Annotated in this window: 23 protein-coding genes and 1 riboswitch; of the genes, 21 read left to right on the plus strand and 2 right to left on the minus strand. The window is 65.8% G+C overall.

Annotation, left to right across the window (positions count from 1 at the left end; all coding sequences use genetic code 11):
- Nucleotides 1-88: 88 nt before the first annotated feature.
- From FLL57_RS06225 to FLL57_RS06260, 9 genes are all read left to right on the plus strand, one after another.
- Nucleotides 89-2,446, plus strand: coding sequence for an Orn/Lys/Arg decarboxylase N-terminal domain-containing protein (locus tag FLL57_RS06225; RefSeq protein WP_142882416.1), 2,358 nt, complete (start codon nucleotides 89-91; stop codon nucleotides 2,444-2,446).
- 24 nt (nucleotides 2,447-2,470) lie between these two features.
- Nucleotides 2,471-3,013 (plus strand): GNAT family N-acetyltransferase, encoded by a 543-nt coding sequence (locus FLL57_RS06230; protein ID WP_142882417.1) that lies wholly within the window; start codon nucleotides 2,471-2,473, stop codon nucleotides 3,011-3,013.
- 120 nt (nucleotides 3,014-3,133) lie between these two features.
- Entirely contained in the window at nucleotides 3,134-3,493 is a 360-nt protein-coding gene (locus FLL57_RS06235) for a hypothetical protein (protein WP_142882418.1), read from the plus strand.
- A gap of 54 nt (nucleotides 3,494-3,547) precedes the next feature.
- Nucleotides 3,548-4,819 carry a divalent metal ion exporter subunit IhpA gene (gene ihpA, locus FLL57_RS06240; RefSeq protein ID WP_142882419.1) on the plus strand — a complete coding sequence of 424 codons (1,272 nt, stop codon included), beginning with the start codon at nucleotides 3,548-3,550 and terminating at the stop codon, nucleotides 4,817-4,819.
- Nucleotides 4,816-5,811, plus strand: a complete 996-nt coding sequence (ihpB, locus tag FLL57_RS06245; RefSeq protein WP_142882420.1) for a divalent metal ion exporter adaptor subunit IhpB — start codon at nucleotides 4,816-4,818, stop codon at nucleotides 5,809-5,811. Before ihpA ends, ihpB begins: the two co-directional genes overlap by 4 nt.
- 30 nt (nucleotides 5,812-5,841) lie before the next feature.
- Nucleotides 5,842-9,021 carry an efflux RND transporter permease subunit gene (locus tag FLL57_RS06250; RefSeq protein ID WP_142882421.1) on the plus strand — a complete coding sequence of 1,060 codons (3,180 nt, stop codon included), beginning with the start codon at nucleotides 5,842-5,844 and terminating at the stop codon, nucleotides 9,019-9,021.
- A gap of 85 nt (nucleotides 9,022-9,106) precedes the next feature.
- On the plus strand, nucleotides 9,107-9,559 hold the full coding sequence (locus FLL57_RS06255) for an NUDIX hydrolase (RefSeq protein WP_142882422.1): 453 nt from the start codon (nucleotides 9,107-9,109) through the stop codon (nucleotides 9,557-9,559).
- A gap of 218 nt (nucleotides 9,560-9,777) precedes the next feature.
- Nucleotides 9,778-9,942 (plus strand): hypothetical protein, encoded by a 165-nt coding sequence (locus FLL57_RS23280; protein ID WP_185966191.1) that lies wholly within the window; start codon nucleotides 9,778-9,780, stop codon nucleotides 9,940-9,942.
- A 149-nt stretch (nucleotides 9,943-10,091) separates the two neighbouring features.
- Nucleotides 10,092-10,397 carry a hypothetical protein gene (locus FLL57_RS06260; RefSeq protein ID WP_142882423.1) on the plus strand — a complete coding sequence of 102 codons (306 nt, stop codon included), beginning with the start codon at nucleotides 10,092-10,094 and terminating at the stop codon, nucleotides 10,395-10,397.
- 81 nt (nucleotides 10,398-10,478) lie between these two features.
- On the opposite strand, the gene FLL57_RS06265 is transcribed toward FLL57_RS06260, so the two are convergent.
- Complete coding sequence (locus tag FLL57_RS06265) at nucleotides 10,479-10,763, minus strand: DUF2249 domain-containing protein (RefSeq protein ID WP_142882424.1); 285 nt, start codon at nucleotides 10,761-10,763, stop codon at nucleotides 10,479-10,481.
- Nucleotides 10,764-10,823: 60 nt separating this feature from the next.
- Complete coding sequence (locus FLL57_RS06270) at nucleotides 10,824-11,729, minus strand: hypothetical protein (RefSeq protein ID WP_142882425.1); 906 nt, start codon at nucleotides 11,727-11,729, stop codon at nucleotides 10,824-10,826.
- A gap of 139 nt (nucleotides 11,730-11,868) precedes the next feature.
- On the opposite strand from FLL57_RS06270, the gene FLL57_RS06275 reads away from it, so the two are divergent.
- From FLL57_RS06275 to FLL57_RS06330, 12 genes are all read left to right on the plus strand, one after another.
- Nucleotides 11,869-14,163, plus strand: coding sequence for a NosR/NirI family protein (locus FLL57_RS06275; protein ID WP_142882426.1), 2,295 nt, complete (start codon nucleotides 11,869-11,871; stop codon nucleotides 14,161-14,163).
- Nucleotides 14,164-14,180: 17 nt separating this feature from the next.
- Complete coding sequence (nosZ, locus tag FLL57_RS06280; RefSeq protein WP_013503129.1) at nucleotides 14,181-16,118, plus strand: TAT-dependent nitrous-oxide reductase; 1,938 nt, start codon at nucleotides 14,181-14,183, stop codon at nucleotides 16,116-16,118.
- A 2-nt stretch (nucleotides 16,119-16,120) separates the two neighbouring features.
- On the plus strand, nucleotides 16,121-17,485 hold the full coding sequence (locus tag FLL57_RS06285; protein ID WP_047309067.1) for a nitrous oxide reductase family maturation protein NosD: 1,365 nt from the start codon (nucleotides 16,121-16,123) through the stop codon (nucleotides 17,483-17,485).
- A complete protein-coding gene (locus FLL57_RS06290) occupies nucleotides 17,482-18,387 on the plus strand; it encodes an ABC transporter ATP-binding protein (RefSeq protein ID WP_142882427.1) in 906 nt (301 codons plus the stop codon). Before FLL57_RS06285 ends, FLL57_RS06290 begins: the two co-directional genes overlap by 4 nt.
- Nucleotides 18,384-19,211: an ABC transporter permease subunit gene (locus tag FLL57_RS06295; RefSeq protein WP_013503126.1), complete on the plus strand. Its 828-nt coding sequence runs from the start codon at nucleotides 18,384-18,386 to the stop codon at nucleotides 19,209-19,211. The genes FLL57_RS06290 and FLL57_RS06295 overlap by 4 nt, the downstream gene beginning before the upstream one ends.
- Nucleotides 19,208-19,759, plus strand: a complete 552-nt coding sequence (locus FLL57_RS06300; RefSeq protein ID WP_142882428.1) for a nitrous oxide reductase accessory protein NosL — start codon at nucleotides 19,208-19,210, stop codon at nucleotides 19,757-19,759. The genes FLL57_RS06295 and FLL57_RS06300 overlap by 4 nt, the downstream gene beginning before the upstream one ends.
- Nucleotides 19,760-19,770: 11 nt before the next feature.
- Nucleotides 19,771-20,769 carry an FAD:protein FMN transferase gene (locus FLL57_RS06305; RefSeq protein ID WP_142882429.1) on the plus strand — a complete coding sequence of 333 codons (999 nt, stop codon included), beginning with the start codon at nucleotides 19,771-19,773 and terminating at the stop codon, nucleotides 20,767-20,769.
- 38 nt (nucleotides 20,770-20,807) lie between these two features.
- Nucleotides 20,808-21,278, plus strand: coding sequence for a hypothetical protein (locus tag FLL57_RS06310; protein WP_142882430.1), 471 nt, complete (start codon nucleotides 20,808-20,810; stop codon nucleotides 21,276-21,278).
- Nucleotides 21,279-21,364: 86 nt separating this feature from the next.
- The gene (locus FLL57_RS06315) at nucleotides 21,365-21,655 is read left to right on the plus strand and encodes a DUF2249 domain-containing protein (protein WP_013503122.1); all 291 of its coding nucleotides are present in this window, start codon (nucleotides 21,365-21,367) and stop codon (nucleotides 21,653-21,655) included.
- A complete protein-coding gene (locus FLL57_RS06320; protein WP_142882431.1) occupies nucleotides 21,652-22,932 on the plus strand; it encodes a hypothetical protein in 1,281 nt (426 codons plus the stop codon). The genes FLL57_RS06315 and FLL57_RS06320 overlap by 4 nt, the downstream gene beginning before the upstream one ends.
- Nucleotides 22,933-22,948: 16 nt before the next feature.
- Complete coding sequence (locus tag FLL57_RS06325) at nucleotides 22,949-23,458, plus strand: hemerythrin domain-containing protein (RefSeq protein ID WP_013503120.1); 510 nt, start codon at nucleotides 22,949-22,951, stop codon at nucleotides 23,456-23,458.
- Between the two features lie 124 nt (nucleotides 23,459-23,582).
- Nucleotides 23,583-23,785, plus strand: a riboswitch (cobalamin riboswitch).
- Nucleotides 23,786-23,928: 143 nt separating this feature from the next.
- Nucleotides 23,929-24,774: an ABC transporter substrate-binding protein gene (locus tag FLL57_RS06330; RefSeq protein ID WP_433962618.1), complete on the plus strand. Its 846-nt coding sequence runs from the start codon at nucleotides 23,929-23,931 to the stop codon at nucleotides 24,772-24,774.
- Nucleotides 24,775-24,804: the final 30 nt, after the last annotated feature.

Genomic DNA, 24,804 nt, shown 5'->3' on the forward strand with positions numbered 1-24,804 from the left:
TCGCGCCATCCTGCGCGTCTAAGGTTCACGTCACCACACTGTCACACAACCCGGCGAGAGAGTGTCGGCGATTCACGTGGGCACCCTCATGGACTATTTCAGGCGTTTCACCTTCCTGTTCTCGGCCCCCACCTTCGAGGCGGATGATCTCGAGGGCATCCGGTTCAACCAGATCGTCGCCGAGATCGAGCGGTCCGGCTTCGAGATCGTCAAGGCGCGCAAGCTCGAAGATGCCGAGATCGCGGTGCAGACTGACGCTGCCATCGGCTGCATGGTGGTCGACTGGGGCAAGAAGGGACTCGAGGGCAAGACTGCTGCGCTGATCAACCTGATGCGGCGGCGCGGTCTCGATTTCCCGATTGTGCTGCTGATCCGCCGCAAGCGGTTCGAGGAAGTGCCGGTCGAGGTGCTGGATTTCATCGACGGCTACGTCTTCCTGTCCGAGGAGACGCCGACCTTCATCGCCCGCAACCTGATCAGCCGGCTGAAGCAATATGCCGACACGCTGAAGACGCCTTTCTTCGGTGCTCTGGTCGACTACGCCGAGGAGGGCAACCAGCTCTGGACCTGTCCCGGCCACAACGGCGGCATGTTCTACAGTCGCAGCCCGATCGGGCGGGTGTTCATCGAACATCTCGGCGAGGCGGTGTTCCGCGACGACCTCGACAATTCGGTGCTCGATCTCGGCGATCTGCTCACCCACGAGGGGCCGGCGTTGCGCGCGCAGAAGGAGGCCGCGCAAATCTTCGGCGCCGAGAAGACCTATTTCGTGCTCAACGGCACCTCGACCTCCAACAAGGTCGCGCTCGGCGCGCTCGTGACCGACGGCGACCTCGTCCTGTTCGATCGCAACAACCACAAGGCTGCGCATCACGGCGCGCTGATGATGGCCGGCGGCATTCCGGTTTACATCCCCACCGTCCGCAACGCCTGGGGCCTGATCGGGCCGATGGCATGGGGCGCGCTGGACGAAGATGCGCTACGCGAACGCATCCGCAGCCATCCGCTGGTCAAGGACCCGGAAGCGTGGCGCAAGCCGCGTCCGTTCCGGGTCGCGGTGGTCGAGCAGTGCACATATGACGGCACCATCCACAGCGCCGAGATGATCCTGCGCCGCATCGGAAATCTGTGCGACTACATCCTGTTCGACGAAGCCTGGGCCGGCTTCATGAAGTTTCATCCGCTGTATGCGGGCCGTTTCGCGATGGGGCTCGCTAATCTCGGCGAGGACGCGCCCGGCATCATCGCGACACAGTCGACCCACAAGCAGCTCGCCAGTTTTTCGCAGGCGTCGCAGATCCACATCAAGGATCGCCACATCCGCGGCCAGAAGCGGCGGGTCGAGCATCGGCGCTTCAACGAGAGCTTCATGCAGCACGCCTCGACGTCGCCGTTCTATCCGCTGTTCGCTTCGCTCGATGTCGGTGCGCAGATGATGAAGGGCCGCTCCGGCGAGGTGCTGTGGGACGATACGATCCGGCTCGGCATCGAGCTGCGCAAGAAGATCCGCGCGGTGCGGCGCGAGTTCGAAGAGAAGGAGGCGAGGCCGGAGCGGCGCTGGTTCTTCGATCCGTTCGTACCCGATCGGGTGACGATTGCGGATGCCGCGCGCGAAGGCGCGGTGCACGACGTCGCCTGGGAGGCGGTGAGCACCGATCAGCTCGCGACCCATCCGGCGTTCTGGCAGATCGCACCGGACGCGAGCTGGCACGGCTTCGCGAACATGACGCCAGGCTTCGTCATGACCGATCCGAACAAGCTGACGCTGCTGACGCCCGGCTTTGATCGCGCCACCGGCCGCTATGCCGAGCACGGCATTCCGGCCCCGGTGGTGGCGCAATATCTGCGCGAGAACCGCATCGTGCCGGAGAATAACGATCTCAACTCGCTGCTGTTTCTGCTGACGCCCGGCGTCGAGGCGAGCAAGGCCGGCACGCTGATCAGCGGCTTGGTCGCTTTCAAGAAGCTGCACGACGACAATGCCCCGCTCGACGAGGTGATTCCGGAATTCAGCCGGCGCCGGCCGGCGCGCTATGCGGGCGTGCGGCTGCGCGATCTGTGCGGCCAGATGCACCGGTTCTTCCGCGACGCCGATGTCAGCGGCCTGCAAGCCAAGCAGTTTCTGGCCGAACACCTGCCCGAGATCGCGATGTCGCCGCACGACGCGGCGCGGTGCCTGGTCCGCAACGACGTCGACTATCTGCCGATCAGCCGGATTGCGGGCCGGATCGCCACCACGCCGTTCGTGGTGTATCCGCCGGGGATCGCGACCATCGTGCCCGGCGAGCGACTGAGCGAGCGGGCCAAGCCGATGCTCGATTACTTGCAGATGTTCGAGCGCAGCTTCAACGAATTCCCCGGCTTCGACGTCGAGATTCAAGGCGTCTATCGCGAGTTCGACGAAGCCGGCCGGGTGTGTCTCCACACTTACGTCGTGGCCGAATAGACTCGTCCCACTTTCGGAGTTGCCGTGGACAGCGCCTTGCCGATCCTGGTCCGTTCCTCGCACGACGGCGACGTCGAGGCGATGCTCGACATCTATCGCTACTACATCCGTCGCGGGCTTGATGAAGGGATCGACGACAGCGGCATGCCTCAGCCGGACGATCTGAAGGAACGGCGCAAGAACCTGCGCAACCGCCGCTTTCCGCATCTGGTGGCACTCCGTGGCGAGGCGGTGGCCGGCTATGCCTACGTCGTGCTGTTCCGCAAACGGCCGGCCTATCGCTACACCGTCAAGCATTCGATCTATGTGCACCCGGATCACCTTGGCTGCGGCATCGGCCGATTGTTGATGCACGAGCTGATCGATGCCTGCGCCGCCGCGGGATTCCGCCAGATGATCGGCTATATCGACGCCGACAACACCGCCTCGCTCGCTCTGCACCACAGCTTCGACTTCGCCACCGTCGGGCGGCTGCCCGGCGTCGCCTATCGCTACGGCCGCTGGGCCGATACGGTGATGGTGCAGCGATCGCTCGGCGCGGGGGCGACCACGCCTCCGGTGGTTTGATCGCCAGCGGCGGGTTCCACGGCTGCGACAGATCGATCCGACGCCATGTGTTACGTTATTGCGGATCGACAGCGATGCAAAACGCGTGTTATCCGCTGGTCTCGACCCGTGAGAGCCATCGTGACGCCATCCGCCGACATCTTTCAGCATCGCCTGCTGCGCATCTCGCGCAGAGTCGTCGCTGCGTTCGTGCTGGCGGTGTATCTGTTCGCGGGCGCCGTGCACGGGGTGCACGACCTCGATGTAACCTCCGGTTCCGCCACGGCGATCGTGACTCTGGCGTCCTCCGGCGGCGATCATTCCGACCAGGCGATCGTGGGCGAGCACCATTGCCACGGCTGCTTCTCGGTGTCGCTGCCGAGCCCAAGCGTTGTGGCGACCACATCCGAGCTCACCAGCGCGCCGCTGCGGCATCAAGATGCCGAACGCCGCAGCATCCTGCGCGTCATCGATCCCCCGCCACCAAAAGCCCTGATCTGAATATGACCGCCGGGCGCAGCGCGCCCTGAATCCGTCGTTCGTCAGGTCTTCATCATGCTGTTTCCGATCGCCACGCGGTTCGCGTGCGCGACTGTCTTGATCGCCGGTTGTGTGCTGGCGGGACAGGCGTGCGCGCAAACGCTGACCATGGGCAATGCGCTGCAACGCGCGCTCAACGCCAGCCCGCGGCTCACCGCCGCCGAACGCGACGTCGGCATCGCGCGCGGCCAGCGCATCCAGTCGGGCGCGCTGATCAATCCCGAAATCTCCTACGAGCAGGACAATTCGTTCGGTTCCGGCGCGTATCGCGGCACCCGTTCGGCGGAATCGACGCTGCAGATCAGCCAGATGTTCGAGCTGTGGGGCAAGCGCGACGCCCGCATCGCTGCCGGTCAGGCCGGGCTCGATGCAGCCTCGATCGGACGCCAGGCGGTGCGGCTCGAAGTGCTGTCGGAGACCGCGATCGCCTTCGTCACCGTGCTCGGTCTGCAGCGGCGAGTTCAGATTCTCGACGAGCAGATCGCCGCGATCGACGCCATCACGCCGCTGCTGCAGCGCCGCGTCGAAGCGGGGGCATCGTCGGTTGCCGAGACCGGCCGAGCCGAGGTTGCTTCCGCGCTGGTGAAGGCGGACCGCGAGCGGACCAAATCGGCTCTGCACACCGCGCGCCGCGAACTGGCGATCCTGATGGGCGACACCGCGCCGAAATTCGCCGCGGTATCCGGACGGCTGGAGGCGATCGGCAAGCCGCCGGCGTTCAGCTCGGTGGTCGCGGCGATCGACGCCAATCCGCAACTGGTGCGCTGGAAGGCGGTGTACGCGCAGCGCAATGCCGAGCTGTTGCTGGCGCGGCTGAAGCCGTATCCCGACGTCACCGTGTCGGCCGGACTGCGCCGCTACAATGAGACCGGTGACAGTGCCGTCCGCCTGTCGGTATCGGTGCCGATCCCGCTGTTCGATCAGAACCAGGGCAACATCCTGTCGGCGCAGCAGAACCTGGCGAAGATCGCGGCCGAGCGTCAGGCCAATCGTAACACCCTGATCGTGGTCGCCGGCCGCGCCTACGACTCGCTGCAAGGCGCGCTGCGTGAACTGGCGATCCTGCGCGACACCGCGATCCCGAAAGCCAGAGATGCCGCCGCCGCGATTTCCGAAGGCTACGGCCAGGGGCGCTACTCGCTGCTCGAACTACTCGATGCACAGTCCAGCGTCGCGCAGGCCAGGCTGCGCGAGCAGGAGGCGCAACAGAATTTCCATGTCGCCGTCGCCACCATCGAGGGGCTGGTCGGCAATCCGTTCGCACTGGCGCGGGGAGGCGCGCGATGATGAAGCCGTTGATGATGATCTGCGGCGCCGCCGCGATGTTCGCGCTCGGCGCCGCCGTGTCCGCCTACGCGCCGATCGGATTCGGCCATCCGCCGCACCAGGAGTCGAAAGTCACCAAGGGGCACGCCCACGGCGAGGGCGAGAAGGGCCACGATCACGATGGCCACGGCGAGGACGGCGTGGTGGAGATGAACGACGCCAAGGTGGCGGCGTCGGGCATCGAGATCCGCACCGCCAAGGCCGAGACGCTGCACGACTCGCTGGTCCTGAACGGTATCCTGCAGCCCAATCAGGAGACGCTGGTTCAGGTCACGCCGCGGTTTCCCGGCGTGGTCCGCGAAATCAAGAAGCGGATCGGCGACACGGTCGACAAGGGCGAACTGCTCGCCCGGATCGAAAGCAATCAGAGCCTGAGCGTCTACGAGATGCGCGCGCCGATCTCCGGCACGGTGATCGATCGCCAGATCTCACTCGGCGAATACGCCTCCGAGCAGAAGCCGGCGTTCATCGTCGCCGACGTTTCCACCGTGTGGGTCGACCTGTCGGTGTATCGGAGCGATCTGCCGCGGGTGAGGATCGGCGACCAGATCCTGATCGATGTCGCCGACGACGGCGCGCCGATCGAAGCGCGGCTGTCCTACATCTCGCCGGTCGGCAGCAGCGACACCCAGAGCGCGCTGGCCCGCGCTGTCGTGCCCAACGACGGCTTGCGTCTGCGCACGGGTCTGTTCGTCTCGGCGCGGCTGATCCTCTCGGCAAAGCCTGTGCCGGTCGCGGTGCGCGCCTCGGCGATCCAGACGATCGAGAACCGCAGCGTGGTGTTCGTCCGCATCGGCGACACATTCGAGAGTCGCCACGTCGAGCTCGGCGCCCGGGATGGCGATCACGTCGAGATTGTCGCCGGCCTGGACGACGGCGACCGCTACGCGGCCGGTAACAGCTTCGTCGTCAAGGCGGAACTCGGCAAGGGATCGGCATCGCATGAGCACTGAATTGGTACTGCCGGTGGCCGGGGGGCGCGCATGATCGACCGGATTCTCGTATTCTCCGTCCGGCAGCGCTGGCTGGTGATGATCGGCGCGCTGATGATGGCGGCGTTCGGCGCATGGAATTTCACCCGGCTGCCGATCGACGCGGTGCCGGACATCACCAACGTCCAGGTTCAGATCAACACCAATGCGCCCGGCTATTCGCCGCTCGAGGTCGAGCAGCGGATCACGTTTCCGATCGAGACCGCGATGGGCGGGCTGCCCAGCCTCGTCAACACGCGGTCGCTGTCGCGCTACGGGCTCAGCCAGGTCACCGTGGTGTTCAAGGAGGGCACCGACATCTACTTCGCCCGGCAACTCGTCAACGAGCGCATTCAGCGCGCCAAGGACGTGCTGCCGGCTGGAATCGACACCGCGATGGGGCCGGTCTCGACCGGCCTCGGCGAAATCTACATGTACACGGTCGAGGCGAAGCAGGGCGCGACGCGCGCGGATGGCAAGCCGTTCACGCCGAGCGATCTGCGCACCGCGCAGGACTGGATCGTCAAGCCGCAACTGCGCAACGTTCCGGGTGTCAGCGAAGTCAACGGCATCGGCGGCTTCGCCAAGCAGTTCCACGTGCTGCCCGATCCCGCACGGCTGATGGCCTACCGATTCAGCTTCCGCGACGTGATGACGTCGCTCGCCGCCAACAACGCCAATGTCGGCGCCGGCTATATCGAGAAGAACGGCGAGCAGTATCTGGTGCGCACCCCGGGGCAGGTCAGCGACATCGAGGAGATCCGGCAGATCGTGATCGGTTCGCGCGGCGGCGTGCCGGTCCGGATCATGGATGTCGCCGAGGTGGCGGAGGGGACCGATCTGCGCACAGGCGCCGCGACCCTGAACGGTCAGGAGGTCGTGCTCGGCACCGCGATGCTGCTGATCGGCGAGAACGGCCGCACCGTGGCGCAACGCGTCGCCGCGAGGCTGGAGCAGATTGAGAAGTCGCTGCCGGAAGGCATGTCGTTGCGCGCGGTGTACGACCGTACCCACCTGATCGACGCCACCATCGCCACGGTGGAGAAGAACCTGGTCGAAGGCGCGCTGCTGGTGATCGCGATCCTGTTCCTGATCCTCGGCAATTTCAAAGCGGCGATCGCCACCGCGCTGGTGATCCCGCTGTCGATGCTGTTCACCATCACCGGGATGTTCGAGAACAAGGTCAGCGCCAATCTGATGAGCCTCGGCGCGATCGACTTCGGCATCATCATCGACGGCGCCGTGATCATCGTCGAGAACTGCCTGCGGCTGCTGGCTCACGAGCAGCAGCGGCGGGGCAGGCTGCTGAGCCGCCAGGAACGGTTCGACACCATCATCGCCGGCTCGCGCGAAGTGATCAAGCCGAGTCTGTTCGGCACGCTGATCATCGCGGTGGTGTACCTGCCGGTGCTGACGCTGACCGGCGTCGAAGGCAAGATGTTCACCCCGATGGCGCTCACCGTGCTGATGGCGCTGCTCGGCGCCAGCCTGCTGTCGATGACGTTCGTGCCCGCCGCGGTGGCGCTCCTGGTCACCGGGAAAGTGTCCGAGAAAGAAAACTGGTTCATGCGCCTGGCGCACCGCGCCTATCTGCCGCTGCTCGATCTGGCGATCCGGATGCGCGGCTTCGTTGTGGTTGTCGCGGTGGCGCTGGTGGTGGTGAGCGGCACCGCCGCGACGCGGATGGGCGGCGAGTTCATCCCGAGTCTCGACGAAGGCGACGTCGCGATCCAGGCGATGCGCATCCCCGGCACCAGCCTGACGCAGTCGCTCGACATGCAGATCGCGCTGGAGAAGCGCGTCCTGGCGATCCCGGAGGTGAGCAAGGTGTTCGCCCGCACCGGCACCGCCGAGGTCGCGACCGATCCGATGCCGCCATCGATCTCCGACGGCTACGTGATGCTGAAGCCGCGCGCGCAATGGCCCGATCCGAACAAGCCGAAGGCCGATGTAGTCCAGCAGATCGAACTGGCGGCCGAGCAGGTGGCTGGCAGCCTCTACGAATTGTCGCAGCCGATTCAACTGCGCTTCAACGAGCTGATTTCCGGCGTCCGCAGCGACGTGGGTGTCAAGATCTTCGGCGACGATCTCGATGTGCTGATGCAGGTCGCCGGTCAGGTGCAGTCGGTGTTGCAGAGCGTCAAAGGCGCCGCCGACGTCAAGACCGAGCAGGTCGCTGGGCTGCCGGTGCTCACCGTGAGGCTCGACCGCAGGGCGCTGGCGCGCTTCGGCATCAATGTCGCTGACGTCCAGAATCTGGTGGAGATCGCGGTCGGCGGCAAATCGGCCGGGCTGGTGTTCGAAGGCGACCGCCGCTTCGATCTCGTGGTCCGGCTGCCGGATCGGATCCGCACCGATATAGCAGCGATCAAGGCGCTGCCGATCCCACTGCCGCCGATCGAGGGGCAGGCCAAGCCGACACCGGCGACGTTCGGCATCTCATCGCTGGCGCAGATGCGCTACGCGCCACTGTCCGAGCTCGCCGAGATCGTGGTGGCGCCGGGGCCGAACCAGATCAGCCGGGAAGACGGCAAGCGCCGCATCGTGGTCTCGGCCAATGTGCGCGGCCGAGACCTCGGCTCGTTCGTCGGCGAGGCGCAGCAACTGATCGCCGACAAGGTCAAACTGCCGGCTGGCTACTGGATCGGCTGGGGCGGGCAGTTCGAGCAGCTCGTCTCGGCGACGCAGCGCCTGACCATCGTGGTCCCGATCGCGCTGCTGTTGATTTTCCTGCTGTTGTTCATCAGCCTGGGTTCGGCGGCCGACGCTCTGCTGGTGTTCAGCGGCGTGCCGTTGGCGCTGACCGGCGGCGTCTTCGCGCTGCTGCTGCGCGACATTCCGCTGTCGATCAGCGCTGGCATCGGATTCATCGCGCTGTCCGGCGTGGCGGTGCTCAACGGCCTCGTGATCATCACCTTCATCGAGCGGTTGCGGACCGAAGGGCGACGGATCGTCGAGGCGGTGCGCGAGGGAGCGCTGACGCGGTTGCGGCCGGTGCTGATGACCGCGCTGGTGGCCTCGCTCGGCTTCGTGCCGATGGCGCTGGCCACCGGTGCCGGTGCCGAAGTGCAGCGGCCGCTGGCTACGGTGGTGATCGGCGGCATCGTGTCCTCGACCTTGCTGACGCTGCTGGTGTTGCCGGCGCTCTACATCCTATTCCGCCGCGAAACGACCGATCGATCTCGTTCCTAGTGGACTTCCGACCCCGATCGGTCGCGCCGGGACAGGAACTGCGGCCGTGCCGCTGCGTTCTTTGCGCTTTCGAGGATGGATCAGCATGAAGGTCAAGCAGTACGGCGCAATCCCGTTCCGCATCACGTCGCGCGGCACGGAGGTGCTGTTGGTGACCACACGCACCAAGGGTCACTGGTCGGTGCCGAAAGGCTGGCCGATCAAAGACCATCCGCCGCACAAGACCGCCGAGATCGAAGCGATGGAAGAAGCCGGCCTGCACGGCGAGGCCGCGCTGGTCCCGGTCGGCCGCTTCACCAACAAGCGCTTGAAGCATGGCCAGCCGATCCGCTGCAAGGTCGACCTGTTTCCATTCCGGGTGATCGCCGAATTCGACAACTGGCCTGAGCGGCTGCAGCGGCAGCGCCAATGGGTGGATGCGACCACCGCGACAACGATGGTCCGCAAGCCCGGACTAAAGCGGGCGATCCGCAGCCTGATCGAGGCGCAGGGTCGCGATTGCGCCGGCTTTTCGCACGACGAGATTGAAGTCTCGTAACGAGCGATCTGCACAGTGCGTCTTTGGTACGCTCCCCCGACTTAGGAACGTGCTCGCGAGCGCCAGATTGTCGTGACGATCGCCGCGCAATCGGCACACCAGCGTCGAACCTCGCCGGATGCAGCCTTGCGAGGTGCCTGATGCTGTTTGTTTCGGTGTCCGTATAGGCGCCCGTAAAATACCACATCTGGTGAAGTGACGAGAGGAGGGTGACCTCGATGCCGCCCGATATCATTGCGGCGCTGCCGTGGACATTGCTGGCGCTGATGCTGCTCCATTTGGTGTGGAGCTGGAGAAGCGCGGTGTTCGTCGGAGTCGTCGCCTCCCTCATCATGGTGGCGCAGCTCGTGCCGGTGCAGAGCTTGGCGCAGTTCGGCGATTGAAATCGGTTCGATGACATTGAAGCAGCGCGACGATGGTGAAACGGGAATCCGCGCTTCCGTGTGCGGCCGTTGCAGCGGATGTCGTCGTGGACAGGAACAGGTTCGTCCGAGCCGGGTTGCGGACAACGCGACAACCGATGGAGACGACGATGCAGAGCAAGATCACCGGCCAGTTTTCGACCAGGCGCGAGGCGGAGCTCGCCGTAGAGCGACTGGTGCAGGAATTCGGTGTCGAGAGATCAGCGGTTTCGGTCCAGCCGCGCGGAGCGGCCAACAGCGCCGGGACGCGGCTCGCGGGCGCCGACGTGGAAAGCGGCCATCCCGGGCTCGAGAAGCACGGGGAAGCCGAGCTGAACGACGTCATCGAGGTGGTGATCGACTGCAGTCATGCGGATGCCGCCAAGGTTGAAGCGGCAATGACGGGCGCCGGTGCCAGGGCTATCGCCACTCACTGAAGAGGCGGCGATCGACGCGGAAAGCCGCGGGCGCGGTGGGCGGACGGCAGACGTTTCCCAGAATCAGTCCAAGCACGCCTTTCACCCGGCTGCGGCGGCGGAGTCGGACGCGGCGGCGAGTTTGCGGATGCGGACTCGCCAAACGGTGGATCCGACTTGCAGATAGTCCCAGTGGAAGCTCCCGGTGCGCCTGACGTCGAACAGATAGCGGAGCGGCCGCGGGTCGTGGTCGCTCAGCAGTTCCAAGGAATGCCCTGGCGCGAGCTGATCGAACAGGCTGAAGACGGTCGGGTGCCGCGACGAGCGGGGAAGAGTCCTGACATCGATTGATGGGACGAGTTGCTGTTGTTTCATGCCGAGCAGCATCGAGGCAACAGCCTGCGGCTTCGTTGTCGAGGCGCAAAGACCTGAGAATTGTCGAACTGGTCAGTGACGAAGCGAGTTCGCGAACGCTCGCAAGCGCGCCAGTCGTGCGATCGAGGACGATGCCAGCGTCTGCGCCAATTCCAGTTCGGCCTGATCTGTGGCGCGGTCGGATTCGTCGAGGTACATCGACGTCAGTTGCTCGGCATAACGAACCACGCGCCGCGGCACCTCCGCCGGCGTGTCGCCGTCCGGCAGGCCGGGAAGCTCGGCGCCGATCGCAGCGAGGTCCGCTGTCGCAACGCCGCTCGAGCTCAACAATCGTTCGCGCTCAGGAGGCATCAACACCTGTGCCCACCGTGCGATCTCCTTGAGCAGCAGGCTTTCGATCAGCGCGGCCGAGGACATCTCGCCGAAGTTCCGTTCGTCTGCGTCCGTTCCCTTGGCAGCCCGCTCAGCGCGCCAGGCCAGCCGCCGTTCGCGCCGCAGCAGATCGGCATCTGTCAACGCCTCCCGCGCCAAGGTCTCCGCTGCGATGCGAAGCTCGGGGTCGGTGGCGTACGCTGCGACGTAGGTCCAGAACACGAAGGCGCGCTGGCGATGCCGGACGGAGATCGCCCATGCCTGAAAAGGAGTTGATAACGACGAATCTGCAAGTTCGGTGAGTTCCTGCTCTGGAACCAAATTCTCGATCGCCGCCGGTGGGACTTCGGAAACAGACCGCTTGCGAGCAAGAGTGGAGCGACGTAGCCTGATTTCGGCGACACGATCCTGTTCGCGTTCGCGCAGTGTCTCGAACACGCAACGAACGGGCTCTTTGGTGTGGTCGCTGTCGTCGGTCAGCGACGCAGCCATCCGATCGTAACTGGTGGCGGCGCACTCCGCCTGCACCAGCGCAATGGCATAGAGCTCGGCAAGATCCTTCACCGCGTGCGTCGGTGTCGATGTCAAGAGCGGAGTGTTACGCATGGTCGTCTCTGGTTGAGCCGTTTAGTCATTATGTGCCGAATTTGCGCTGGCGCAAATCGGTGTCTTTGTCGGCTGCTATCGAGAGCTGACCACGCGATCCAGAACAACGGCGTTCTGTCCACTACTTGGAACCGAACCGTTGAGCAGATTGCGCCCGATCCTTGCCCTTTTTTTGCTTGTGTTCGCTCTTGCGGGCGGCGTCACGGTTGCGAACGCCGCAAGCCGTCTCGGCGATTATCTCAGCCGTGCCACACCGTCCGAACTCGTGCCGGGCGCGGACCGCTTCGGATCGATGCAGGGCGATCCTGCGCTGGCGCCGGCATATCAAGGCGACCGGTTGCTCGGCTTCGCCTATCTGAATTCGGATTTTGTCAACGCCACCGGATATTCCGGCAAGCCGATCCAGATGCTGGTCGGCATCGATCCGAACGGTGTCATCACCGGCCTGAAGCTGGTCGATCATAAAGAGCCGATCGTTCTGGTCGGGATTCCGGAAGCCAAGATCCTCGCCGCCATCAACAAGCTGATCGGTGCCGATCTGGCGCCGGTGGCACGCGGCAAGGCGGCGGCGCCCCAGGTCGACATCGTCAGCGGTGCAACCGTCACCGTGCTGGTGATCGGCGACAGCGTGGTCAGATCGGCCACCAAGCTGATCAAGAGCGGCCGGATCGGCGGCGGGCAAAGCGAAGTTGCGCAGCCACCGCCCGTCACCAAGACCATCGATCTCGCCAGGAGCGAGGTGCGGGACTGGGAGAGCCTGGTCGGTGACGGCTCGGTGCGCCGGCTGGTGCTGACCAATGCGGATGTCGATCAGGCGTTCGAAAAGTCCGGCAACCGTGCAGCGGCGGATCGCCCCGAACCCGGCGAGCCGACCGACACCTTCATCGAACTCTATGCGGCGGACGTCGCCGTGCCGACGATCGGACGCAGCCTGCTCGGCGACGACGGCTATCGACGGCTGACCTCGCGACTGAAGCCGGGGCAGCAGGCGCTGGTGATCGCCGGCCGCGGGACCTATTCGTTCAAGGGCTCCGGCTATGTTCGGGGCGGCATCTTCGATCGGATCGAACTGATCCAGGACGGCAACAGCATCCGCTTCCGCGATCGCGACCACACCCGTCTCGGCGACCTCGCGGCGGAAGGCGCGCCGGATTTTCCCGAGATCGGGCTATTCCTGGTGCCGCTCGAGTTCGGCTTCGATCCGACCGAGCCGTGGTCGCTGCAGCTCCTGGTGCAGCGCGTGATCGGCGCACGCGACAAGGCGTTCCTGACCTTCGATCTCGGCTACACGCTGCCGGACGGCTATATCAAGCGGGAGCAGCGGGCGGTGACGGTGAGCGACACGCCTGCGCCGACGGTGACGCCGCCGGCTACGCCGAGCGCTGCGGCCGCAACGCCGCCACCCTCGCAGGCCGTGGCCGAGCAGGACGAGCCGCTGTGGATGCGGATCTGGCGCGGCGATCTGGTGCGGATCGGCATTCTCGCGGTCGCGCTGGTGACGCTGACGCTGATCTTCTTCTTCCAGAACCAGTTGGTGCGCAGACCCACCGTGTATGTCTGGGTGCGCCGCGCGTATCTGACGTTCATTCTGGTCTGGCTCGGATGGTACGCCAACGCGCAGCTCTCGGTGGTCAACGTTCTGACCTTCACCAACTCGCTGATTGCCGGTTTCAGCTGGGATTACTTCCTGTCGGCGCCGTTGATTTTTGTGTTGTGGGCATCGGTGGCTGCGGCGCTGCTGTTCTGGGGGCGGGGACCGTTCTGCGGCTGGCTCTGTCCCTTCGGGGCGTTGCAGGAGCTTCTCAACAACATCGCCAAGGCGGTGAGGATTCCGCAGTTCAATGTGCCGTGGGGGCTGCATGAGCGGCTGTGGCCCATCAAGTACATCGTGTTCCTCGGTCTGTTCGGCCTGTCGATCTACTCGACCGCGGCGGCCGAGCATCTCGCCGAGATCGAGCCGTTCAAGACTGCGATCATCCTCAATTTCGCGCGCGAGTGGCCTTTCGTAATCTACGCGGCGACGCTGCTCGCGGCCGGCCTGTTCGTCGAGCGGTTCTTCTGCCGCTATCTGTGCCCGCTCGGCGCGGCGCTGGCGATTCCCGGCCGGATCCGGATGTTCGAATGGCTCAGACGCTGGCCCGAATGCGGCTCGCCGTGCCAGCGCTGCGCCAAGGAATGCCCGGTGCAGGCGATCCACCCGGAAGGCCACATCAACGTCAACGAGTGCATCTACTGTATGCACTGCCAGGAGCTGTATTTCGACGACCACCGCTGCCCGCACATGATCCAGCTTCGGCTGAAGCGGGAGAAGCGCGAGGCGCTGTCGTCGACATCGATGCGCGGCGGCAAGGGCCCCGCCACCGTGATCCTCGCCGGGGGAAAGCCAGTCGGCACCCCGACCGCGGACGCGATTTCGTCACCTCCAGCACCGTAAAACCCAAGGAGAACAACATGGGCGACCAGGATCACGGACACGGCCTCAGCCGGCGAACGCTACTCGGAACCAGTGCGGCGGCTGCCGGCGTCGGCATTGTCGGCGGTGCGGCCCTCGGCACCGGCGGCACGCTGATCGCGACCGCTGAGGCGCAGACCAAGCCGGGTCTGCCGGCGCGGCCGGCAATTCAGAAGACCGAGGTCCATCCGGGCGAACTCGACGAGTACTACGTGTTCTTCTCCAGCGGTCAGTCCGGCGAGCTGCGGATCGTGGGTCTGCCGTCGATGCGCGAACTGATGCGGGTGCCGGTGTTCAACCGCTGCAGCGCGACCGGCTGGGGCCAGACCAACGAAAGCCTCAAGGTGCTGACCGAAGGGCTGCTGCCGGAGGCCCGGGAGTTCCTGAAGACTCGGGGCGGCACCTACCTCAACGGCGACCTCCACCATCCGCATCTGTCGTTCACCGACGGCACCTACGACGGTCGCTACGCGTTCATGAACGACAAGGCCAACACCCGCGTCGCGCGCGTCCGGCTCGACGTGATGAAGTGCGACAAGATCATCCAGTTGCCGAACCAGCACACCGTGCACGGGCTCCGGGTGCAGAAATATCCGCGCACCGGCTATGTGTTCTGCAACGGCGAGGACCGCGTGCCGCTGCCGAACGACGGCAAGAACCTGACCAAGACCAAGGACTATCACGCCGTGTTCACCGCGATCGACGGGGACACCATGAAGGTGGCCTGGCAGGTGATGGTCGACGGCAACCTCGACAACGTCGACGCCGACTACCAGGGAAAATATGCGTTCGCCACCTGCTACAATTCGGAAGGGGGCGTCACCGCCGCGGAGATGACCGCCAACGACCAGGACTGGGTGGTGATCTTCAATCTGAAGCGGATCGAAGAGGCGGTGAAGAAAGGCGACTTCAAGGAGATGGGCGGCGTGCCGATGATCGACGGCCGCCACGGCTCGCCCTACACCCGCTACGTCCCGGTGCCCAACGGTCCGCATGGCATGAACACCGCACCCGACGGCATTCACATCGTCGCCAACGGTAAGCTGTCGCCGACCGCAACGGTGATGGACGTGCGGTTGTTCGATCAGTTGTTCGACGACAAGATCAAGCCGCGCGACGTCGTGGTCGCCGAGCCCGAACTCGGCCTCGGGCCGCTGCACACCGCCTATGACGGCAAGGGCAACGGTTACACCACGCTGTTCATCGACAGCCAGATCTGCAAATGGAACATCGATCTGGCCAGGCGCGCCTACAAGGGCGAGAAGGTCAATCCGATCATCGACAAGCTCGATGTGCATTATCAGCCGGGGCACAATCACTCGTCGATGGGGCAGACCAAGGAAGCCGATGGAAAGTGGCTGATCTCCTTGAACAAGTTCTCCAAGGACCGTTTCCTCAACGTCGGTCCGCTGAAGCCGGAGAACGATCAGTTGATCGACATCTCCGGCGAGAAGATGAAGCTGGTGCACGACGGCCCGAGCTTCGCTGAGCCGCACGACGCCACCATCGTTCATCGCTCGAAGATCAACCCGATCTCGATCTGGGAGCGGGCCGACCCGATGTTCGCCGATGCGGTGAAGCAGGCCAAGGCCGACGGCGTCAATCTCGAGGAAGACTCCAAGGTGATCCGCGATGGCGACAAGGTGCGGGTCTACATGGTTTCGACCGCGCCGAATTTCGGTCTCACCGAGTTCGACGTGAAGCAGGGCGATCACGTCACCGTCTACGTCACCAATATCGACACGGTCGAGGACCTCACCCACGGCTTCTCGATCGTCAACTACGGCATCCAGATGGAGGTCGCGCCGCACGCCACCGCGTCGGTGTCGTTCACCGCCGATCGTCCCGGTGTGTACTGGTACTATTGCTCCTGGTTCTGTCACGCCATGCACATGGAGATGAAGGGCCGGATGCTGGTCGAGCCGAAGAGCGTCTGAGCATGGCGATGACGGTGCGATCGATGATCGCGGTGGCGGCGGCGCTGGTTAGCGTCGCTGCGGCCGGCGCGGCCTCGGCCGCGCGGATCGACGTCGTGCCGTCGTCGGACCTGCAGGCGGTGCTGGACGGCGCCAGCGACGGTGACACCGTCGCGCTGACGCCTGGAGACTATCGCGGGCCGATCCGGATCGAGCGCAGGCTCGCGCTGATCGGTCAGCCCGGCGCTGCCGTGCTCGGGCATGGACAGGGCAGCGTCATCACCGTGGTGGCGCCGGACGTCACGGTGCGGGGCCTGACGGTGCGCGGCTCGGGCCGCGACCCGCAGGCGATGGATTCGGGGATCTTCCTGACCCAGACCGCCGAACGGTCGCTGATCGAGGGCAACCGCCTCGACGACAACCTGTTCGGCGTCAACATCCACGGCGCCCGCGGGTCGCGGGTCGCCCACAACATCATCGACGGCCTGCGCGGTGTCCGGCTCAACGATGCCGGCAACGGCGTGCGGGTGTGGAACGCGCCGGACGTGGTCGTCGACGGCAACACCATCCGCTACGGCCGCGACGGCATCTTCTCGGTGACGAGCAGCAAGGATCGCTTCATCAACAACCGGTTCGAGAAGGTGCGGTTCGCGGTGCACTACATGTACACCAACGACAGCGAGATCAGCGGCAACGTTTCGATCGGCAATCACGGCGGCTATGCCATCATGTATTCCAACCGGCTGACGATCCTCGGCAACGTCTCCGAGCGCGACCGCGATTTCGGCCTCCTGTTCAACTATGCGAACTTCGCCCGGATTGAACGCAATCGCGTCGTCGGCGGACCGCTGTCCGGAATCAGCGCCGATTTCGAAGGCGTCGACGCCGACAAGGGCATGACGCCGGTCGAACGCGGCGCGGTAGATGCGCAGTTCGGTCCGACCAAATGCGTGTTCATTTACAACGCCAACAAGAACCGGTTTCGCGACAATTGGTTCGAGGGCTGCGAGATCGGCGTGCATTTCACCGCCGGCTCTGAAGGCAACGAGATCGTGGGAAATGCATTCATCGGCAACCGCAATCAGGTGAAATACGTCGGCACCCGCGACCTCGACTGGTCGAAGGACGGGCGCGGCAACTATTGGAGCGACAATCCGGCGTTCGACCTCGACAACGACGGCATCGCCGACGCGGCGTATCGGCCGAACGATCTGGTCGACCGGGTGCTGTGGACCGCTCCCGCCGCCAAGCTGCTGATCAACAGTCCGGCGGTTCAGGTGCTGCGCTGGGCGCAGAGCCAGTTTCCAGCGCTGTATCCGGGCGGCGTGGTCGATACCCGCCCGCTGATCGCTCCGCCGCCGCGGCCGATGCCGGGAGTGGCGCCATGACCGCGACTGTCGCCATCGAGCATGTCGAGAAGCGCTACCGCGCGGTGCGGGCGCTGCACGATGTGTCGTTTGCCCTCGAGCCTGGGCGGCTCAGCGCCCTGGTCGGGCACAACGGCGCCGGCAAGACCACGCTGATCAAACTGATGCTCGGCCTGATCCGTCCGGACGGCGGTTCGATCCGCGTGCTCGGCGAGAACCCCGCGGCCGGCGAGTTCGCAGGTCGCCGCTGCCTCGGGTTCCTGCCCGAGAACGTCGCGTTCAACGCTGCATTGACCGGGCGCGAGACGCTGGCGTTCTACGCGCGGCTGAAGGGGAGCGACGCCAGGCAAGGTGCAGCGCTGCTGGAGCGCGTCGGCCTCGGCGAGGCTTCGCGGCGTCTGGTCGGGACGTATTCGAAGGGAATGCGACAGCGGCTCGGGCTGGCGCAGGCGCTGCTCGGTCGGCCGCGGGTGCTGCTGCTCGACGAGCCCACCACTGGGCTCGATCCGGCGCTGCGGCTGACGTTCTACGAAATCCTCGACGAGCTGCGGCGCGACGGCGCCACGGTGCTGATCTCGTCGCACGCGCTCGACGAGCTCGAAGGCCGCGCCGAACAGGTGCTGATCATGAACCGCGGCATTCTGGTCGCAGACGGCACGCTGGCGGAGCTGCGTGCGCTGGCGGGGCTGCCGATCCGGCTCAGGTTGAAGCTGGCTGACCCTGCCGCACGTCCGGTCTGGTTCCCGAACGAGGTCGTCATGGACCAAGGTCGCTGCGAGATCGGCGTCGTCGATCACGCCGGCAAGATGCGGTTGCTGCGGCAGGCGGCAGGCGACCCCGCCGTCGCTGATATCGTCGTTGCAGAGCCGACCCTCGACGAGCTGTACGCGCATTTTCTTCGGCGGCAGGAGCGGGCGGCATGAAGCCCATCGCGGTGATCGCTCTGAAGGAGATTCAGGAAGGCTTGCGCAATCGCTGGGTGTTTGCCGCGACGCTGCTGCTCGCCGGATTGTCGCTGTCGCTGACGCTGCTCGGCAGCGCTCCGACCGGCCATGTCGGCGCCGCCGCGCTCGACGTGGTGATCGTCAGCCTGTCGAGCCTGACGATCTTCCTGCTGCCGCTGATCGCGCTGCTGATCTCGCACGACGCCATCGTCGGCGAGATGGAGCGCGGCACCATGATCTTGCTGCTGAGCTATCCGGTCGCACGCACGCACGTCGTGCTCGGCAAATTTCTTGGCCACGTCACCATCCTGAGCTTCGCGACGCTGGTCGGTTACGGCGTCTCGGCGCTCGCACTGGTGATCAGCGGCACGCCGGTGTCGTCGCAGAGCTGGGCTGCTTTTGCCGCGATGCTCGGCACCTCGGTGCTGCTCGGCGCGGTGTTCGTCGCGCTCGGCTATGCGGCGTCCAGCCTGGTACGCCAGCGCGGCACCGCGGCCGGCATCGCGGTCGGGATCTGGCTTTTGCTGGTGCTGGTGTTCGACATGGCGCTGCTCGGCGTGCTGGTGGTCGATCAGGGCCGGCTGATTTCCAGCGGCGTGCTCAACGTGCTGCTGTTCTTCAATCCGACCGATCTGTACCGGCTGAGCAATCTGACCGGCACCAATGTCAGCCAGTTCGCCGGCATGGCGGGCCTCGCCGGCACCGTCCATCCCAGTTTCGTCAGCCTGCTTGCGGGCATGGCGGCATGGGTCGCGGTGCCGCTCGGCCTCGCCATCTTGGTATTCGCCCGGAGGGAGCTATGAGAATTTCAGGTCGTATCGTCTTGCTCGCGGCCGCGCTGCTGCTCGCGGGCTGCAACGACAAATCCGGTTCGGCCGTGATGCCGCCGCCGGTGGCGCTGAACGACGAGGCGATGGGCGTGTTCTGCGGCATGAACCTCGTCGAGCATCCCGGTCCGAAGGGGCAGATCATCACCGCGAGCCGGATCGATCCGTACTGGTTTTCCTCGGCGCGCGATGCGGTTGCCTTCACGTTGATGCCGGATCAGCCGCGCGACATCCGCGCGATCTACGTCTCGGACATGGGGCGGGCGCCGAACTGGGATCAGCCGGGCGAAACCAACTGGGTCGATGCCAGGAAGGCGTTCTTCGTGATCGACAGCCGCAAGCGCGGCGGGATGGGGGCGGCCGAGACCGTGCCGTTCAGCGACCGTGGCGCCGCCGAGGCCTTCGCCGCCGCGAACGGAGGGCGGGTGGTCGCCTTCGATGCTATTCCCAGCAACTACGTCCTCGGCAGCGATGCGTCGTCCGCCAGCGATCATCACGGTGCGACCGAGACCCGGATGAATTAGCGAGAAATGCCATGACGCAGTCAGCACTCAACCGGCGGCGCTTCGTCACCATCGCTGCCAGCGCGTTCGGCGTCGCCATGCTCGGGCGTGCGGTGCCGTCGCAGGCGGGCGGGCCGGTGCGCTGGCGCGGTTCGGCGCTCGGCGCACAGGTGTCGATCGAGATCCACCATCCTGATCGCGTCGCCGCGGCGAGGCTGGTCGAGGCCAGTGTGCACGAAGTGCGCCGGCTCGAGCAGATGTTCAGCCTGTACCGGCCGGACTCGGCGATCTGCGTGCTCAATCGATCCGGGGTGTTGGTTGCGCCGGATCCGGACATGGTGGCGCTGCTGCGGACGACGTTGGATCTTGCTGCGCGGACCGGCGGTGCGTTCGATCCCACTGTTCAGCCGTTGTGGGAACTCTATCGAAGCCACTTCGAGCGGTCCGGAGCTGATCCTGCCGGTCCGGCGAAGGCGGAGGTCGCAAGCGCGCTGGCCAAGGTCGGTTACCACGATGTGCTGGTGTCGGCTGATCGCATCGCATTGAAACGACCGGGCGCCGCCATCACGCTCAACGGCATCGCGCAAGGCTTCGCCACCGATCGCGTGGTCGATCTGCTGCGGAAGGGTGGCATGACCGCCACGCTGGTTGACATCGGCGAGATCCGGGCGATCGGCGCAAAGTCGGACGGTGCGCCCTGGCGGGTCGGCTTGGCCGATCCGGAGAAAGCCGGCGTCGAGCTTGGTACCGTCGAGTTGGTGGATCGTGCTATCGCAACGTCATCCGGCGCAGGCTTTCGCTTCGATCCGGCGGGTCAGTTCACGCATCTGTTCGATCCATCGACGGGACGCTGCCCCTCGTCGTATCGTTCTGTCAGCGTGGTCGCGCCAACCGCGACGGAGGCCGATGCGCTGTCGACCGCCTTCAGCGTGCTCGACCGCAGCCGCATCGTCGCGATCCTTCGCGCGCGGGCGGGCGTCGAAGTGTTGCTGGCGGATGCAGAGGGGAGCGTGCAGTGGCTGCGCGCCTAAGGAAGCGCGTGCTGCTCTGACGCCGCGGTGATGTCGTGATGCTGGATTGGCCGACCGTCTTTCGTATCATCCATGTGCTCGGCGTGGTGCATTGGATCGGGGGACTGCTGTTCGTCACCTTCGTGATCCTGCCGAGCCTTCTGGAGATGGAAGCGACGAAGCGGCTGCCGTTGTTCGATGCGTTGGAGCGTCGCTTTGCCGCCCAGGCGCGGATCTCGACGCTGCTGGTCGGGATCTCCGGCTTCTACATGCTGTACGCCTATGACCGCTGGGATCAGCTCGCTGATCCGCAATATTGGTGGCTCGGCGCGATGCTCGGACTGTGGGCGATTTTCATCGTGATGCTATTCGTGGCCGAGCCGCTGTTTCTGCACGCGTGGTTCGACGCGCGGGCGCGGCGCGATCCCGACCGTGCATTCGGGGTGGCGCTTCGCGGCCATCGGGTGCTGAGCACGATTTCGCTGATCACCGTGCTCGGCGCGGTCGGCGGTGTGCACGGGCTGTTCTGACCCGCCATTCGCGATTGAGCTTGCGACAGAACAACGATGGCTGGGGCCGCTCGGTTAGCGTCGGCTGAGCCATGGAGTGAGCCGCGATGAGCCGCAGCAACGCACGAACCGAACGAGGACGCCGCTGGTACGTCGGCGACCGGCTGCATGTCGACGTCCGCGGCCTGCCGTGTCCCGAGCCCTTGGTGGCGGTGCTTCGCCTGATCGACGGCGGCGAGGCGGGGGACGGATTGACGGCGCTCGTCAGTCAGGAGCCGCTGCTGTTGTATCCGGAGCTCGACGCGCGGGGCTGGCGCCATCGCATGGTGACGCCGGCCGCTGACATGCCGCTGCGGGACGGCGAGGTGCTGCTCGAGATCCAGCGAGGCCCCGCATGATCGCTGCCAGCGGATTTCTCGGGACGGCCAAGAGCCGGCTGCTGCCGGCTTCGGTTCCGTTCCGGTTCTTCGCCGCCGCCGCGGTGTGTCACGTTCTGCTGTGGGGCGCGGTGTTGTTGGCAGCGGACGACTTTCCGCGGTTTCGCGGCGGGGTGGGTCCGTCGCTGGCCGCGGTGCATCTGTTGACGCTCGGCGTGTTGACATTCACCGCGGTCGGCGCTGCGGTGCAGCTTCTCCCGGTGGCGACGACGCGGCCGTTGGCGGCGGTGTGGCCGATCCGGTTGGCATCCTGGCTGCTGATCCCGGGCGCGGTGGTGCTGATCGCCGGGATGGCGGCTGCTGATAGCATCTGGATGATCGGCGGTGCTGCGGCGACGACGCTGGGACTGCTGCTGTTCGCCGTGCTGCTGGCCGACAATCTGCGGCGCGCCGGAAGTATGCCGGTGGTACGCGCCTATGGCTGGGCGGCACTCGCCTCGCTTATCGCGCTCGTGGCGCTGGGCTTCGCACTGTCGCTTGACCATCGCTTCGGGGTTTTCGTTGATCACGCCGCGGCGGCGCGCGCCCATATGATCCTCGGTGGATTCGGTTTCATGGGAATGCTGGCGCTCGGTTTCAGCCACGTGCTGATCCCGATGTTCGCGCTGTCGAACGCGCCGGATCAGCGGACGGCATGGTTCGGCTTCGGCGCCGCCACCGCCACCGTGGCGCTCGGCACGATCGGTGCGCTTGGCGATGTCGTCGCACTGCAGATTGCGGCCTGCGTGGTCGGCGCGGTCGCGGTCGGCCTGCATCTCGGGTTGATGCGCGTCGCGCTGGCGAGCGGCATGCGCAAGCGCCTCGGCCTGTCGTTTGTGCTGATCCGTTTCTCCTGGGTCATGCTGGCGCTGACGCCGCTTGCAGCGCTTGCTGCGCTACAGGGCTGGGCCGGCCTCGGCGGGCCGACGCTGTTCGGGCTGGTGGCGCTCGGCGGCTGGCTGATGACGTTCCTGCTCGGCGTGCTGCAGCGGATCGTGCCGTTTCTGGCCTCGATGCATGTCAGCCGCGCCAGCGGCGGGCCGCCGCTGCTGACCGACCTCGGCGTCGCTGCCCCGCTCAAAATTCACGCCGTCGCCCATCTGATCGCAATCCCTGCGCTGGGGTTTGCGATCGTGCTCGACAGTGCGCAGCTCGCTGCCGGTGCTGCGGTGGTTGGCGCCGCCGGGGCGCTCGCCTTCGCCGCCTACATCGCCAGCATTCTGCCGTCGCTCACTTCGGGCCGCACCCGCAACTGTTAGTTTCAAGGAGCCTGCCATGTTTGCCAACCGCATCAGCCAGACCCTGCACGACGAACATCGCGCCACCATCGCGCTGATGGAGCGGCTCGAGGCGGCGATCTCGCGTCGTCAGCCGATCAGCGTGGCCGATCCCGCCGGCGCGCGGCTGCTCGCCGATCTCTCTGCGGCGATCGAAGCAGATACGTTGCGGCATTTCGACTTCGAAGAGACGCAGTTGTTCACGATGTTCGATTCGGTCGGCGATCAACTGATCGGCGACCATCTCACCGAGGAGCACAATTTCATGCGGCCGCTCGGCGAAAAGCTGATTGCGCAGGCCCGGCGTGCGCAGGCAAACGGCTTCGACGCCGATAGCTGGCGCGAGTTCAGCCGCGCCGGCGCCGAGCTGGTGCAACGCATGGTCGTGCACGTCCAGAAGGAGGAGATGGCACTGCTGCCGCTGCTCGATCAGACCATGGACGATGCCACGGAGGCACGCCTGTACGACGCCTATGTCAGGGCGTCCCAGGGCGCGGAAGCGTCATGAACAGGGGGCAGGCCGCGACCCTTGCTTCGCTGTCGGGCGGCCAGACGGTGCCACCGGCAGTGGCTTGCCCTGGCGGGTGACCATTCGGCGGATCGTCTGCCTTGTGCGGCCCGGGGCGGCGTGCTTAACCGAAGCCAGTACCGGTGCCCCTCGCACGAGGGGTGAAACGGGAATGCGGTGCGGGGTCTCGTTGCCCCAATGCCGCGGCTGCCCTCGCAACTGTGGGCGGATCGGAGCGTCCTCGAATGCCACTGGCCGGATTGGCCGGGAAGGCGGACGCGCCGGATATCCGCGAGCCAGGAGACCGGCCGGTACAAGTGTGCAACTCGTTCGGCGATGGGCCGGCGGAGGATGTCGTCTTGACCAGAACAACTGCGCGGCATCGCGGCGCTCGTGCGCCCGTCGTTTCGGGCGAGCAACGGTCGACCCCTTGGCTACTACGCCATCTGGCGCTGCCGGTCATCGGCCTGATCAGCCTCGGTGTGATCGGCCTGCTGTCATCGCCGGTGTTCGCCGCACCGAAGCGGATCGCCTCGATCAATATGTGCACCGATCAGTTGCTGATCGCCTTGGCCGATCCGGAGCAGATCATGGGCCTTGGGCCCTATGCGCGTGACCCGCGGCTGTCCTGGCTCGCGAACGAGGCAAAGCGGTTTCCGTCGCTGTCCGGCGAGGCGGAGGATCTGTTGATGCTGGCGCCCGACGTGGTGCTGGCCGGCCGCTACGGCAAGCGCGCCACCCGCGAACTGCTGCGCGCGCAGCACGTCCCGCTCGAGGAGTTCGACGTGCCGCGGACGATCGACGAGGTCAAGGCGCAGATCCTTCGGGCCGGCGAGCTCGTCGGCCATCCGCAGCGGGCGGACGCGATGATCGCTGCGATCGACCGGGCAACCGAGCGCGCGCGGCAAACGGCGTCACGCTGGCAGGGCCGGGTGCTGGCGCTGTCGCGGCGCGGCTGGGTGACCGGCGGCGACAGTCTGCTCAGCTCGCTGCTGCACACGGTGGGGCTGTCGAATGCCGCCTCGGATCTTGGCCTCAGCTATGGCGGCTTCGCGTCGCTCGAAGCCATCGTCGCGGCGCGGCCGGATCTGTTGCTGGTGTCGGAGCAGCAGCCGCAGGCTGAGGATCAGGGCAAGGCTTTGCTGCTGCATCCGGCGATTCAGCAGGCCTATCCGCAATCCCGGCGGATCGTTGTCCCCGATCAGCTCACGGTCTGCGGCGGTCCGATGCTGCCGGCCGCGCTCGATCGGCTGTCGGATGCGATCGAGCAGATCAGCCGGAGGCACGGCGTTGCTTCGGCCGCGGCACACGATTGAACGAAGCTTGGTGACAGCTCGGTCCGGCGC

Source organism: Rhodopseudomonas palustris (assembly GCF_007005445.1).
Taxonomy (GTDB): Bacteria; Pseudomonadota; Alphaproteobacteria; order Rhizobiales; family Xanthobacteraceae; genus Rhodopseudomonas; species Rhodopseudomonas palustris_G.